The 13,798-nt window shown below is 59.7% G+C and carries 16 protein-coding genes; 5 read left to right on the top strand and 11 right to left on the bottom strand.

Annotated elements, in window-relative coordinates:
* Positions 1-42 precede the first annotated feature (42 nt).
* Positions 43-1,986 (bottom strand): M13 family metallopeptidase, encoded by a 1,944-nt coding sequence (locus AC3CBN_RS03305; RefSeq protein ID WP_488635400.1) that lies wholly within the window; start codon positions 1,984-1,986, stop codon positions 43-45.
* Positions 1,987-2,295: 309 nt separating this feature from the next.
* Positions 2,296-2,655: a hypothetical protein gene (locus tag AC3CBN_RS03300; protein ID WP_488635399.1), complete on the bottom strand. Its 360-nt coding sequence runs from the start codon at positions 2,653-2,655 to the stop codon at positions 2,296-2,298.
* Positions 2,656-2,756: 101 nt separating this feature from the next.
* Here AC3CBN_RS03300 and AC3CBN_RS03295 point away from each other — a divergent pair, with 101 nt between their 5' ends.
* Together AC3CBN_RS03295 and AC3CBN_RS03290 are read left to right on the top strand one after the other, a co-directional pair.
* On the top strand, positions 2,757-3,008 hold the full coding sequence (locus AC3CBN_RS03295; RefSeq protein ID WP_488635398.1) for a hypothetical protein: 252 nt from the start codon (positions 2,757-2,759) through the stop codon (positions 3,006-3,008).
* Between the two features lie 3 nt (positions 3,009-3,011).
* On the top strand, positions 3,012-3,416 hold the full coding sequence (locus tag AC3CBN_RS03290; protein ID WP_488635397.1) for a GFA family protein: 405 nt from the start codon (positions 3,012-3,014) through the stop codon (positions 3,414-3,416).
* A gap of 168 nt (positions 3,417-3,584) precedes the next feature.
* Here AC3CBN_RS03290 and AC3CBN_RS03285 read toward each other — a convergent pair whose 3' ends face one another.
* Entirely contained in the window at positions 3,585-3,854 is a 270-nt protein-coding gene (locus tag AC3CBN_RS03285; protein WP_488635396.1) for a DUF1330 domain-containing protein, read from the bottom strand.
* Positions 3,855-3,901: 47 nt separating this feature from the next.
* Between AC3CBN_RS03285 and AC3CBN_RS03280 the strand changes: the two genes are divergently transcribed.
* Positions 3,902-5,401, top strand: coding sequence for an amidohydrolase family protein (locus AC3CBN_RS03280; RefSeq protein ID WP_488635395.1), 1,500 nt, complete (start codon positions 3,902-3,904; stop codon positions 5,399-5,401).
* Between the two features lie 232 nt (positions 5,402-5,633).
* On the opposite strand, the gene AC3CBN_RS03275 is transcribed toward AC3CBN_RS03280, so the two are convergent.
* The 5 genes from AC3CBN_RS03275 to pcaD form a co-directional block, all read right to left on the bottom strand.
* Positions 5,634-5,954, bottom strand: a complete 321-nt coding sequence (locus tag AC3CBN_RS03275; protein WP_488635394.1) for a hypothetical protein — start codon at positions 5,952-5,954, stop codon at positions 5,634-5,636.
* Positions 5,955-6,081: 127 nt separating this feature from the next.
* A complete protein-coding gene (locus AC3CBN_RS03270; protein WP_488635393.1) occupies positions 6,082-6,552 on the bottom strand; it encodes a RidA family protein in 471 nt (156 codons plus the stop codon).
* A gap of 365 nt (positions 6,553-6,917) precedes the next feature.
* On the bottom strand, positions 6,918-7,238 hold the full coding sequence (locus tag AC3CBN_RS03265) for a hypothetical protein (RefSeq protein ID WP_488635392.1): 321 nt from the start codon (positions 7,236-7,238) through the stop codon (positions 6,918-6,920).
* An 87-nt stretch (positions 7,239-7,325) separates the two neighbouring features.
* Entirely contained in the window at positions 7,326-7,571 is a 246-nt protein-coding gene (locus AC3CBN_RS03260) for a hypothetical protein (RefSeq protein WP_488635391.1), read from the bottom strand.
* A 528-nt stretch (positions 7,572-8,099) separates the two neighbouring features.
* Positions 8,100-8,906 (bottom strand): 3-oxoadipate enol-lactonase, encoded by an 807-nt coding sequence (pcaD, locus tag AC3CBN_RS03255; RefSeq protein WP_488635390.1) that lies wholly within the window; start codon positions 8,904-8,906, stop codon positions 8,100-8,102.
* Between the two features lie 121 nt (positions 8,907-9,027).
* Between pcaD and AC3CBN_RS03250 the strand changes: the two genes are divergently transcribed.
* Entirely contained in the window at positions 9,028-9,939 is a 912-nt protein-coding gene (locus AC3CBN_RS03250) for a LysR family transcriptional regulator (protein ID WP_488635389.1), read from the top strand.
* A 441-nt stretch (positions 9,940-10,380) separates the two neighbouring features.
* Here AC3CBN_RS03250 and AC3CBN_RS03245 read toward each other — a convergent pair whose 3' ends face one another.
* On the bottom strand, positions 10,381-10,602 hold the full coding sequence (locus tag AC3CBN_RS03245) for a TonB-dependent receptor (RefSeq protein WP_488635388.1): 222 nt from the start codon (positions 10,600-10,602) through the stop codon (positions 10,381-10,383).
* Between the two features lie 266 nt (positions 10,603-10,868).
* On the opposite strand from AC3CBN_RS03245, the gene AC3CBN_RS03240 reads away from it, so the two are divergent.
* Positions 10,869-11,321, top strand: coding sequence for a fasciclin domain-containing protein (locus AC3CBN_RS03240; RefSeq protein ID WP_488635387.1), 453 nt, complete (start codon positions 10,869-10,871; stop codon positions 11,319-11,321).
* Between the two features lie 717 nt (positions 11,322-12,038).
* Here the strand turns inward: AC3CBN_RS03240 and AC3CBN_RS03235 are convergent.
* The gene (locus tag AC3CBN_RS03235; RefSeq protein ID WP_488635386.1) at positions 12,039-12,440 is read right to left on the bottom strand and encodes a hypothetical protein; all 402 of its coding nucleotides are present in this window, start codon (positions 12,438-12,440) and stop codon (positions 12,039-12,041) included.
* 361 nt (positions 12,441-12,801) lie between these two features.
* Positions 12,802-13,710 (bottom strand): LysR family transcriptional regulator, encoded by a 909-nt coding sequence (locus tag AC3CBN_RS03230; RefSeq protein WP_488635385.1) that lies wholly within the window; start codon positions 13,708-13,710, stop codon positions 12,802-12,804.
* Between the last annotated feature and the right edge of the window lie 88 nt (positions 13,711-13,798).

Genomic DNA, 13,798 nt, shown 5'->3' with positions numbered 1-13,798 from the left:
TGCCGCTTCCCTCCCATGAGCGGGAAGGAAGCGGCAGGCGGCTTACCAGATCCGCACCCGATCCTTCGGATCGAGATACAGCTTCTCGCCAGACTGCACGCCAAACGCCTGATACCACGCATCGATATTGCGCACCGGTCCATTCACGCGGAACGCGCGCGGCGAGTGCGGGTCGCTGGTGACCTGGCGGCGGATGGCGTCGTCGGTGAGCTTGCCTCGCCATGCCTGAGCCCAGCCGAGTAACACGCGCTGGTCGCCGGTCAGTCCGTCGATCACCGGTGCCGGCTTGCCATGCAGCGACGTGTGGTAGGCATCGAGCGCCAGCGTGAGGCCGCCGAGGTCCGCAATGTTCTCGCCCATCGTCAAATCGCCATTGATGTGCACGCCGGGCAGCGGTTCGAATGCCGAGTACTGTGCGCCAAGCTGCTTCGCGCGTTGCTCGAAGGCCTTTGCATCGGCTTCGGTCCACCAGTCGCGCAGCGCGCCGTCGGCGTCGATCTTGCGTCCTTCATCATCGAAACCGTGCGTGAGCTCGTGGCCGATGACGCCACCAATCGCACCGTAGTTGATGGCGGCGTCCGCGTTGGGATCGAAGATCGGCGGCTGCAGGATCGCGGCAGGAAACACGATGTCGCGCAGCGAGCCGTTGTAGGCATCGTTGGTCTGCGGAGTCATCGACCAGTCGCTGCGATCTACGGCTCCGCTCAGTCGATTCACGTAAAACGACCAGTCCGCTGTCGCAGCGCGCAATACGTTGCCGACAAGATCGTCTTGGCGGATCACTGCGTCCGAGTAATCGCGAGGATGATCGGGATAACCCACTTTGATCGTGTACGTTTCGAGCTTGCGCAGCGCTTCCTGCCGGGTCTGCGGCCCCATCCAGTCGAGCTTCTCGATGCGCACGCGGTACGCGGCCTTCAGGTTGGTTACCAGCTCTTCGATCTTGGTCTTGGAACTCGGCGGGAAGTACTTCGCCGTGTATAGCTCGCCCACGCCCCAGCCCAGGTTGCCGAAACAGTCGAGTCGCTCGCCCACGCCGCAGTCACCACCGGAAACGGCATGCACGCCACGCTTCCAACGCACCGACTGCTGCTGCTGGCCGGACAGCGTCTTGTTGTGCATCTCGAAGTACGCGTCCTGAAACGGCTTGGACAGATAGAACGCGGCGTTATCGGCAATGCGCGCCGCCTGCCAGGCCTGGATGGTGGCCACGGGAGTGTGCGCATACAGCGCCGTGAGCTTCGGGAATGCGGTCTTCTCCGCTACCGCGATGCGCTTGAGGTCGCCCAGCTGTGCCGACTGCAGGTATTCCTGCCATGCAAACCCTGGCGTCAGCTTCTGCAACTCGGCCACGCTCATCGGGTTGTACATGGCCACGGGGTCACGCTGCTCTACCTTGCTCCAGCTGGCTTGCGCAATCGCTGTTTCGAATGCCACCACGTCCTTTGCGGACGCCTCAGGTTGAGGCCAGCCGGCGAGGGTCAGCAACTGCGTGACATAAGCCTGATACGCCGCTTTCTGCTTCGCGAATTCAGGCTTGAGATAATAGTCACGGTCGGGCAGCCCCAGCCCAGCCTGGGTGACATAGACCGCGTAGTGCTTCGTATCCTTCAAGTCCACATCAAGCGCGAGATTGAACAGCGCGCCCTCGAAATCGACGTTGGTGCGGCCCATGAGTGCAGCCTGTGCGTCGCGCGTCGTGGCCTTTCGCACCGCGTCGAGTTGCGATGCGATGGGTCTGGCGCCGAGCGCATCGATGTGTGCCTCATCCATGAACGACTGGTAGAACGCACCCACCTTGCCGTCCAGCGTTGTCGCTTGCCCGCTGTGCGCCGACGCCTCCATCAGATCGTGCAGTCGTTGCTCGGTGAGGTCGCTCATGGCCAGCCGCAGGCTCACGGCGGGTTTGTCGGCGGGGATCGGCGTGTGGTCCAGCCACGTGCCGTTGGCGTAGCGGAAGAAGTTGTCGCCAGGCTTCGTCGCCATGTCAGCGCCAGCCCGGTCAAAACCCCATTGGCCATACTGCGGCTTGGTCGCCGCTGGGTCGGCGGCATGCGCCGCACCCGTTATCAATGCAACCAGGCAAGCACACGCAAGTATCCGATACCGCATAACCCCTCCGCCGTGACGTGATGTCGGCGGATAGTCGCATTTCGCGGTTGGAACACCAGTGCTGGAAGTTGCAGAGCTGGACGCCCATACGCGAACGGCCCGGACGAGGTCCGAGCCGCCGCGCGAAAGTGCCGATCAGCCATACGGTGACGCTGCCACGTCACCGCTGCTGGCGGCGAGCTTTCAAGTCGTGCGCTGCTTATGGATGCGCTTGCTATCGTGGTTGAGCGACTTGTTCAGGTTCTTCTGCTCAGCCTTGGTGAGATGACCGCCATGCTCCGCCTCGTCGCGGCTTTCGCGCTGCGCGATGTTGGCGTCCTGCTTCTCGTCGCGGGCAGCCTGTTTGGCATTGATCTGACCGTCGGCGACGCCGGCCTGGGTACGGTCCTGCTGGTTATCCAGCCGCTGGTTCACTTCGTTCACGCGGGGGTGACCGGGCACATCGTTTTGCGGCGCTGCCTGGGCCATGACGCCGGCGCTTGCGAGCGCAGTGGCCATGGTGAAACCGATCAGGCTGAAACGCGACGTCAACTTGGTCTGCATGGCATGGAATCCTTCTCTTCGGGTTGGCTGAGGTGAAGCGAGTGTTCCCTGGGGTGCACCACCCCGCGCGTCGGAACATGTAGCCCCTTTGGCCATCAGAGATGAAATGGCACAGGCCCGAAAACGGCGCTGCCCGCGCCCGGTTTACTTCGTTGACGCGTAAATTCGATTTCATTCAGCGAAAAGCAGGGTTGCCGGAAAACAGCGGGTTCGCTGTCAGCACGGTGACAGGTTCGCCTGAAGATGAAGCGATTTTGCCCGGTGCATGTGACCCGGGCACTGCCGTGCGCTGGCCGTTGCGAAAACCGGTAAGGTCTGCTGCCGAAACTCATGAAAACCATCTGGAGGCGTGACCCATGTCTTCCCGAACGGCCTCTTGCTCCTGTGGACAGCTGCGCATTGAAGTCGACGGTGAACCTCTAGGGGTGGGCCTTTGCCACTGCCTAGCCTGCCAGCAGCGAACCGGCAGTGTCTTCGCTGCACTGGCCAGCTTCTCCGCTCCGTTCAAAGTCTTTGGCACCGCTACCGAGTACGTCCGCGTCGGCGATCAGGGCGCCAAGTTTCTATTCCAGTTCTGCCCCGTTTGCGGAACGACCGTCTTCCATACCGAAGTAGGTGACGACGATTCGGTGAGTGTTGCCGTTGGTGCGTTTGCCGACTCCAGCTTTCAGGCACCCAATGTTTCCGTCTACGACTGCCGCAGACACCCTTGGGTGCAATTGCCGCCTGGCATCACAACTTTCGGCAAAGATCCGCATTGATGGGATCGGGTTGCGCTATGAACACCAGCGGTCTTTTTCCGTAACGGCCACGGAGGCGATAAGTGCATTCCTGAGTCGCATACGCAGCGACCCGAGCGCAGCCTTCGCTCCGCTCAAGCGCGCGCTCTTCGCGGCGTAGCTGCGGAGCAATAAAGGGCGATGTGCGCCCTACATGCCTTCGATAATGCGGACATCGCGCTCGGCAGCGCCGACAAGGTGTTGCACCGCAGCCTGATAGTCAGGGCTGCGGTACGCAGCGTCGGCTGCGTCAAGGCTGCTGAACTCGACGATGGCGGCGCGCTGTGGCCGGCCGGCTTCGTAGGTGAAGGTTGGTGGGCCCGCCGCCAATACACGGCCGCCGTGGGCTTTGATCACCGGTCCCGCAACGGCGGCGTACCTGTCGACGCCGGCCTGATCGGAGATTGATAGGAATGTCATGATCCAGTATCCGTTCGCCATGGCTCGCTCCGATGCGTCTATCCAGATTGTGGGCAGGGCAGGTCTGCTGCCAGGCAGCAGATCCCGTGCATCTATGCTGCCACGTTGGAGACCCGGAATTGCGCCCTGATTTACACAAGCGAACCGCGCATTTTATCGTCATGTGCCTCGTGGCGTGGTCGCTCTGGATCCCCATGGCACGGGCCATGTCGCCACTTGAACGTCGGGCCGTCGCGATCACGGACGTGACAGTCGTCGACGTCGAGCGCGGACGCTCGATCGGGCCGCGCACGGTTCTGGTCGAGGATGGTCGCATTACTTCCATAACGTCGCCGCGCGACTCTCATCTTCCAGGATCAGCTCAGCGCATCGATGGACGCGGACGGTTTCTGATTCCCGGCCTGGTGGATATGCATGTCCACTTGTTCAATCTCTCCTCGCATCGCCCGCCAAATGATTGGTCGTTTCCGTTGTATGTCGCCAATGGCGTCACCTCGGTGCGCGAGATGCGCGCAGATGCTGCGTCCATCATGGTCGTCAATCAATGGCGAAAGGGTCTTGACGATGGTGAGCTCCTCGCGCCACGCTTCCTCGCAGCCGGTATCGCCGTCAATGGGGCCACACCAGACGATGCCGCACGCCAGGTAGACGCCGCCGCCCATGCCGGCGCTGATTTCATCAAGGTTTTCTCGGAGGTTCCGGTTTCGCACTGGCGCGCGATCATGGCAGCTGCAAAGGCGCAACCGCTTCCGGTGGTCGGCCATGTGCCCGCGGGCGTGCCGCTGCTGGTCGCCGCTGCAGCAGGCCAGCGCAGCGACGAACATTTGATGCAGGCATACGAGGCATGCTCGTCCATCGAAGCGCCTTTGCTCGAAGCACGCCGTGACCTCGCTGGTGATGCGCTGACTGCGCGACGCGACGCGCAGGAGATCGACGCCCTCAACGCTTTCGATCCCGGTATCTGCAGAAGCGTCGCAAAGACACTTGCCGCCACCGGGCAGGTACAAGTCCCGACGCTCGTACTTGCCGACGAAGATTCGCTGTGGAAAAACGGGGCGCCAAGCGTCGATCCACGCTGGTCGTACTTGCGCCCGGACGAACGCACACGTTGGCAACGGTTTCTTGAGGGTTACACGCCGCATGACGCCGTGCTGGCGCAACAGCGCTGGCCGATCGCCCGCCGGATCGTTTCCCTGATGCACCAGGCCGGCGTGACGATCATGGGAGGTACCGACTCCCCCATGCCCGGGGTCTATCCTGGCTCCGCCCTGCATGAAGAGCTGGCGCTGCTGGTCCAGTCCGGACTCACGCCACGCGAGGCGCTGCGCTCGGCCACCCTGGAGCCCGCCACATTTCTCAAGATCGCGGACCAAAGCGGCTCGGTGTCCGTCGGCAAACGTGCGGACTTGGTGTTGCTCGATGCGGATCCCACCAAGGATATTCGCAACACGCGTCGTATCCGTGCAGTACTACTCGATGGCCGACTGCTGCAGCGCGCCGACCTCGACGCGCTGCTCAAGGACGCCGCCAGCGCACAAGCACCATGACGCCAGGGCGATCGTCGAGGACGTGAATCAAGCAGCACGCGATTACAAGAACGAGAGCACGACGCTTCATGACGCTCTCCTTGGATGAGTCCAGTCAGAGGGCCAGAAGAACACTCCGGCGAACGCCGTGTCCAGCGACAAACTACGGTGCCAGGTGAGGTAAAGACACGGTAATTGTTCGCGTCGGCTGGTGACCGCTTTGGGTCGGAAGCGACATTTCGATCGCTTCCTTTTACCAGGCCTCGTAGAGTAAAAATCCCGCAAGTGGGACGTAACAGGCCAACATCACACGTGCGGCATAGAGGCCGATGCGCACAAATCGTCCGAAGTCGCTACCCGGAAGATCGCCGTCAAACAACATCTCCCAGATCGCCATGGACGTGTCCATGCCTACTGGCAGATTACCGTTCTCATCGCCAACGTCGAAATATCGGGGTATTTGCTGACTAATATTGGCCAGCACAGCTCTGGCAAGAAGGTAATAAGTGAACACGTAGAGCACCATGATCGCAATGGCACCTGTCATGCTAAATGGCCAAGAGAAATCGGACATCAATCACCTACCGATCGGTGGCACAGCAAAGGTTTGCTTCGGGTTGTAAGCGGACATTTCTTGTGCTGATTGACACGGTCGCCTGGGTACGTGTTGCCTGGAACGAGTGGGCAATCGACGTCGTGGATTAGTGAGAGGTTGCTGGAGTCGTGACGTAGCCGATGCACTCCACTTCCAGTGCGGCCCCTAGAGCCAAGCCCGTCACGCCAAATGCGCTTCGCGCAGGGAACTGACCGGCCTGGAAATGGGCGCGATAGATCTTGTTAAAGGCGTCCCAGTTCTTCATGTCGGCCAGCATGACGGTGCATTTGGCAATGTTCTCAGGCCCCATCCCCGCGAGCTTGGCGGCAGACATGATGTTGTCCATTGCGAGGCGCGCCTGGGCTTCGAAGTCTTTGCCAAGGCCCGAGGCATCGGCACCGATTTGCCCAGAGAGATAGACGGTGTTGCCGGCACGTACGGCCGGCGAGAAGGGATATTTGCTCTCGCCGGTAACGTAGTGCGTGACGCCCTCTTGCGCAGGAGCGGCCTGCGCACCAAACGCACTCGCCACGGCTACGGTTGCAACAGCCAGCATTCGAACTACGGTACGGGTCATGGGAACAGTCTCCTGGTGAAGGGGTGCCGCATCGAACATTGTGTCAACGGAAGACCCACTTTGGGTCGTGGCTTCAACCTGTCGTGGGCGGTAATTGCCGCGTGCCTTCGCATAAAGCTTTGCTTGTTCCGCCAGGAGCGGACGAGTAACCAGTGGCGAGCGCAGATCCGCGCAGAGTCCACATAAAGATTCCTGTGAACAAACCTCCGAGGGCAGGGAAGACCCAGGTTAGAACAACCTGGCCAGACCTTCTGGCGCCACGTAAGCCCTCTGTTTAGACAAATGGCGAGGGAAACGGCCACATTCAAAGTTACTGTGGCGATCACAGCCACCTCGAAGACTTCAAGCCAGCTGTCTGACACTCCTCAGAACTTCTGGACGGCGCGATCACACGTGCCCACCATGAGTTCGGGTTGGGCGCTTGGTCCGAACGTAAATTTGCCGGTGTAGCGGTTGATAGCAAAGATCATATTCCCGGCTGTCCACGCATATAGCGAGTCATCGATTTTTACGGATGACGGCGGCGTGGTATCGACTGTCTTGCGGACAGCATTAATGGACAGAGTGAGCTCTTTTGGCCCCTCGGGCGAATCAAAGTGACACGTCATCCTTACTACGGTTGCGTCCTGAGCCTGCGCGCCAAAGGCGAGCAGTGTAAGCAAACCACACCACGGTTTCAGAATCATCGCTATCCCCGTTTACTCAATGACCACCGTCGAAAGCGGACATACCTAGCTTAGCTATGGACGAGATGGCGCCGAACCGAGCGCTGGTTAGGTGACGCCCCGCCCGATCCTTTTAAACAGCAGCCCGCCCACGACTGCAAAGAGGAATCCAGCGTAGAACAACCCATCTTCGATGGCCTCTTCCTGTCTGGAGTAGTAGACGATCGCACCGTGGTTATTTCGGGGATAGACATGGCCACTCTCTGCGGTCACAGCCCGTGGCAATGCTTGTTGGTAGTAACGGGCCATCGAGAAGAAGCCACACTCACAGCAAATTGCTAGGAAGCCAAACATGACCGCGATGCATACAGTAGTGGCGGATCTCATGTCCAAGGGCCGTAGAACGCAAAAAAACAACTGATGGCCCCTATCAAGAACGCTGCAAGAAGTCTTTTGGCATAGGGTCGGGCTGGATCATCGCGGTTGCCGAGAATCTCCGGGAGCGAAGGCAATGATTGCCCAAATGGGCGTTTGATGCGGACCGCGAGAGCGATGTTCCACAGTGCGACGATCCAACATAGAGCGAAGACACCCATGGAAATTGCCGCTATGGCGTCAGCTGGTCGATACATTCTCTTCTCATAGGAGTTTCGCCAAATCCGCTCAGCCTCGAAGGCCCGCTTCGGGTCGCAAGCGGAAACTACAGGGCCTGCGCACCATTACCCGATACCGGGAGATCCAAGCAAAACTTGGCCCCATCTTATGACCTACCTCCCCTAGCGAGTCGTTCTCGACGCTCTGCGGATACTCGCCCTGTCATGTCGCTCCATCAGCATGGCAGAGGCACGTGTGCACGCGGGGGAATTCCGCGCCCTTCGCTGCTCAGGCGGCTTTGTCTTCCCGCAGGAAATCCAGCACCGTGCGCACGTACATGTCTGGGAGCTCGACGTTGGGCAAGTGGACGGCGGAAAGCATCACCAGGCGCGCATCTGGCACGGTCGATGCGATGAACTCCCCGTGGCTGGCAAGCGTGACAGTGTCATCTTTGCCTGCGATCACCAGCGTGGGACGGTTAATCAGCGCGATCGCGCGCCGCATGTCGGTGTCGCGCACCGCTGCGTAGGACCCCGCCAGCCCTTGTGGATCCATGGAAAGCAGCATGCCCCGGAACGGTTCAACCGCAGCGTGCTCTGCTTCGAGCATATGAGCCGGGAACCAGTTGGCCAGGAAAGCCTCGGCCACAGCGGCCATGTCCGGTGACGTCTTCAACGCAGCGATGCGTCTATCGAACTCGTTAGCTGGCCCCAGATAGGCGGATGTATTGCTCAGGATAAGTTGCCCGATACGTTCGGGCGCATGGATACCCAGCCACTGCCCCACCAGGCCGCCGAGCGACAAGCCAAGGAAGTGCACACGCTCGATGCCGAGAGCATCGAGCAACTCGACCACATCGCGTCCCAGCCGATCCATCGAATAAGCTCCCGCAGGGGCATCCGATGCGCCGTGACCACGGGCGTCGTAGCGCAGCACGTGAAAGTGCTCGGTCAGGGCGGGCATCTGGCCATCCCACATGTGCAAGGTCGTTCCGATGGAGTTGGACAGGACGAGCACGGGCTTATCGTCAGGGCCGTCCAGGCGATAGGCCAGGCGGTATCCGTCGCCGGTGGTGATGAAAGTGGTGGTGTTCATGGCGCAACGCTCCGCGAGGATCGGGGGCCGAGCCGAGAGCTCGGGTCGAGCGTGGATGCTAGAAGTCGCTTCTTCCTGTAGAAATTACAAAGTTCGGAATAACTTTGTAGGAATCTCAAACATGAGCGCTTTCACCCTGCACGACCTCCAATGCTTCGATGCGGTGGTGCGAGAGGGCGGCTTTCAAGCCGCGGCCCAGGCCATGAGCCGATCACACCCGGCGGTGTTCGCCGCCGTCACCAAGCTCGAGCGACAGCTGGGGATCTTGCTGCTGGAGCGCGGCGGCTACCGTGTGCAGCTTACGGCGGAGGGCCGGTCCTTCTATCGCCGTGCGCAGGCGCTGCTACGCGAACTGGAAGGCCTGCACGCGCACGCAGCGCAGCTGGCCATGGGTGCGGAAAGCGAACTGCGCGTGGTGATCGGCGACATGTGCCCGATGTCCCAGACGCTGAGTCTGCTCAGCAAGTTTTTTGCACAACACCCCAGCACTCGACTACATCTCCATTTCGAAGCGGTCACGGGGCCCTGGGAGCGACTCTTCAATGGCGATGCTGACCTGATCTTCCATCACGTGGACAAGCACGATGCCCGCATTGAATGGGTGGACCTGTGCGCGGTGCCCTTCGTTCCAGTTGCGGCCCCGGGATTCCTGCCGTTTCGCGCCAATCGCTCCATCCGGCCCGAGCAACTGCGCGAGCTCACGCAATGCATCATGCGCGACACTGCGCAACGCCCTGAACCACGCGACTACTTCGTCGTGGAAGGTGCGCCGCAATGCACCGTCGCCGATCAACTCATGAAGAAAGAAGTGATTCTGCAAGGCATGGCTTGGGGACACCTGCCGCGTTTCCTGATCGAGCAGGAGCTGCGCGACGGCAACCTAATATCCCTTGCTGGTCGATATCTGCCTGGCAGTGCGGAAGAGCTAGTAGCTGCGCGTCGCCATGACCGGCCACACGGGCCGGTGGCGAACCAGCTGTGGCATCACATTCACGAGCATGCGAAGCAGTGGCGAACAACTTCGGCGCGCTAGCAGCTAAGTCTGCGATCTGAACTAAGCCGTACCTTTGTGGCGCGAGCAGGACGGATATAGGAGGCGTGTACTCTTGAATTCCTCGGGGAATTTGATGACCGCTTGGGGCGAAAGCGGACATACCGAAAAGGTTACCAACTCTTGCGAGACGACCCCGCAGATCAGAGGTGCCCCGCTTCGGAGCCAGGAGACCAGCCCTAAGGGAATTGCCATCCGGCAAATTTTACTAAGGTGCTTCTGCAGTGCCACATCAACGCTTAACTGCTTCATTTCCTTCAGCAGGATGCGACCCAACTCAAACTGCGCAGGAGTGAGTAACGCCTCGATCCTATGCTGCCTCGTAACCCTATTCCCGAAACATGGCTGCGACCCCGCCCCGCGTTTTGACGCGGGATTTATATCCGCTTTCCGCAACGTTCGAAGTGCCGCCGGGACCTTAACTTAGGTAGTTTTTGCCAACGTATGCTCGATATCGTCCTTTACAGCGGTATCGACCTCGAGAACGGGAACTCCCTGAAGTTCGTTGATGCGCCCGTGCCGCATACCAAACAAGACGCCGCTTCGCCTGTACGTTGCAGTCCACGTGACGCGACCCGAGTTTGCATGCTGGTAGTCGCCTTCGTACGTAAAGCCATTGGCGGTCTTGCCGGAAACGGTTGTCATGATCGATACCTTCTGGTTGGTTCTCGACTCAGCATAGCCCTTCGCAGGCACCGCGACGGCGTCGCCCTCACTTCACCGCGTTACCCTTAGCTAACAATTGCAAGCGCATGCTGCGGTGGCGCCGGGAAAGAAAGTCTTCTCCTTGGCAGGCGTCTCAGCCACGCGGTCCTCTCCCTAACGCCATCTGAGTACTTCTTCGATTCACATCGGAGTTGCGGTTTCGGCCGCCCAAAATCCGCCATGCGGATCATCACTCAAGGCAACCCATGTCCAATCATGCTTCCAACACTACTCACGGTTCCTCCAAGAACCTCGTCGACACTGCAGCGGCTAACGGCTCTTTCAACACTCTCGGCAAAGCTCTCGAAGCGGCCGAACTAACCAATGTCCTGAAAGGAACAGGTCCGTACACCGTATTCGCGCCGACTGACGCAGCCTTCGCCAAACTTCCCGCGGGCACGCTGGACAACTGGCTGAAGCCAGAGAACAAGGCGGAATTGATCTCCGTGTTGAAGTACCACGTGCTACCAGGCCGGACTTCGGCCGTGGACGTCGAGAAACTGTCCGCACCGAAAATGATGCAGGGTCAATCTGCTGCTGTCAGGAAGGACGGTGACAAGCTGAGCATCGGTGGTGCGAACATAACGCAGCGGGATATCGCATCGAGCAATGGCATCATCCATGCGATCGATACGGTTATTGTGCCTACCAAGCAGTAGTCGGCCATAGTCTTGTGGTGAGGGCGACCTCACCACAACACCTCGATCCAACCATCGCGGTCCCAGCCCAGTCGCTAATGCCGAGATTACGCCCCCGAGGCTCACTACCCCGAGTGGCGCGGATGACTCGCGCTACATCCACCTAAGATGTTGGTGTCGTGGTTCGCCCGTATGAGGAACTTCTCTGGGGGCGCCTTCATATTCCGAAGTGAGAAAAACCATCAGCGTTGCGGGCAATCCGAATCACTAACGGACGGAGCCGTATGACGGGGCTCCAACAGGGGTCGTCAAATGATAATGATGTCAAATCCCAGCCCTACCGCCGAAGGTCACCTTCGCTACCCTGCGACGAGCGGCTATTTCGATATCGCTGACTTCTTCGTGATGCGTAAAGGAAAATCACGGCTCGAGCCGTGCCGGTGCGGGGCCGGTTGCGCTAGGCCCTGCTTGGGCGGATGCGGTTGCCAGGCCTGTGCTTGGCGCTCCGCAGCTGAAGGCCCGGCGATGTTCAGAGACTGGGAGCAGCGTTGACGGACTCCGAGGCCTCTCGGCCGTTGATTCCCAGGTGCGGGAATGTCCGCTATGTGTTGCGGATTCAACCGGTCATCTATGCAACTACGAACCGGTCGCCAAGAAATTGCATGGCTTGCCGACCTGTGCTCCGCTTACGCGTCACACCTAGATTGCCACTTTGATTGACTGACTTGATCGTTCTGGCTATTCGGATGTGACGGCGTCCAAGAATTTGCCGCCTGAAAAGTAAAAGACCGCAACAGCGGCTTCCAACGTCTCATAGGCTACGGCATCGTACTTAGCCACCGCCTTCTGCCCATCCACTGATTTAAGGGTTCCAGGAGGCAGTCGCCGAATAATCGCCAATCGAACCACAGGCGTAGGATCATCGAGCACGCGTAGTTGCGGCGCCCTTTTCGAGCTCTCTGGTCCTATAACTACGAGCATCTGTCTCAGCTCTGGACTCTTGGAGAACAGAGTTACGGCGTAGGACAGTCCTGTACCATCGAAATTGCCATGAGCAACGCCTGGGCATTCCGCTAGGTGCGCGTCCTTCATTATCTGTTGATCGTCCGCTAGCAGATCCTGAAGCTCGACGATCTTCATATCCGTATAACTTTCATGCAACCTCGCGCCGAGCTGCGGCGGAAGGCATCCTGCATATGCAGGAGCGCTGCACAGGCTGACTAGCGTCAGGAAGCACAAGAAGCTATTCCGCCTCATTCGCATGACTTCGTTCCTCAGTGGTGTTCGTCCGGCAATCTTCTGTTCCCGTGCGACGTCCGCTCAGGGTCGAAAGCAGACACTTTGTAACTCTCACTTTATATCGATTGGCGGCGCTGGCCGTCGGAGCCACTCCACTTCACATGATGCGGCACGGCATCAGTGGCACCACTGCCATGCCTGACACGGCCCTCGATCAGCACTTCGAGAATCATGAGGTCGTTCACTCTGTTGCCGATAAACATCAAAGGATAGTGAGCCGATCGGCCAGGTAAGCCAGCAGCGCATCTACCTTGGGCAGCAGTTGCCTGCTGCGCAGCCAGATCAGGTGCAATGGCAGACCTTCTGTCGCCATGTGAGGTAACAGTTCGATCAATTCACCTCGCTGCAGATGCTCAGCCACCAGCCAGGTGGCCAATTGCGCGATGCCGAAGCCCGCGACAACGGCGGCAACCTGAGCCTCGCCGCTGCCAACGACGATGCGTCCCTCCACGCTGTATGGCTGAGGCGGCTCCGAACTTTGCTTGATCAGCCAAGGTGAAGCGCTGCCGTCGGCCCTGCCATAAAGCACTGCTGCATGGCTGGTGAGTTCGTCGAATGACACCGGTGTTCCGTGTTGCGCGAGATACGTTGGCGCTGCGCAGAAGATCAGCCGCTCGCATCCCAGTTGACGATGCCCCAGCGAGGCCGGCCACTGGTTGGAGCCGCCGATGCGCACAGCGACGTCGATGCTTTCCTCGGCGAGATCGACGAAACGATCGGTAAACGAAACCTTCGGACGCAATCCGGGATGACGCTCGGCAAACGCCAGCAGCAGTGGCATCACTTTCTGTCGACCGAAACTGTCCGGCAGATCTACACGCAGGCGTCCGGTGGGTTCCATGCGCCCGGCGGCCAGAACTTGTTCGGCTTCTTCCAGTTCTCCGAGTACCTGCGTGCAGGTGCGATAAAACGCAGCCCCTTCGTCAGTGAGCGCCAACCGTCGCGTGCTGCGCTCAAACAGCCTCGTTCCCAGGCGGGCCTCCAAACGTGCCACGGCCTTGCCGACCGCAGAGCTCGTTAGGTGAAGCCGTTCGGCCGCGGCCGTGAAACTGCCGGCATCCGCCGTGCTGACGAAGGCTTCAATACCTTTGAGGCGTTCCGAAGGGAGCATAAAAGGTCGGGAATAGAGAATGTATTTCCATAATAGGATGAAAAAACTTCCGAGATAAGAAATGAGTTCCCCAATAAGCTGAAGAGCG

The sequence above is a fragment of the Dyella sp. OK584 genome (assembly GCF_057787755.1).
Note: the sequence above shows the minus strand (reverse complement) of the source record. Positions and strands in the feature narration are given on the sequence as shown.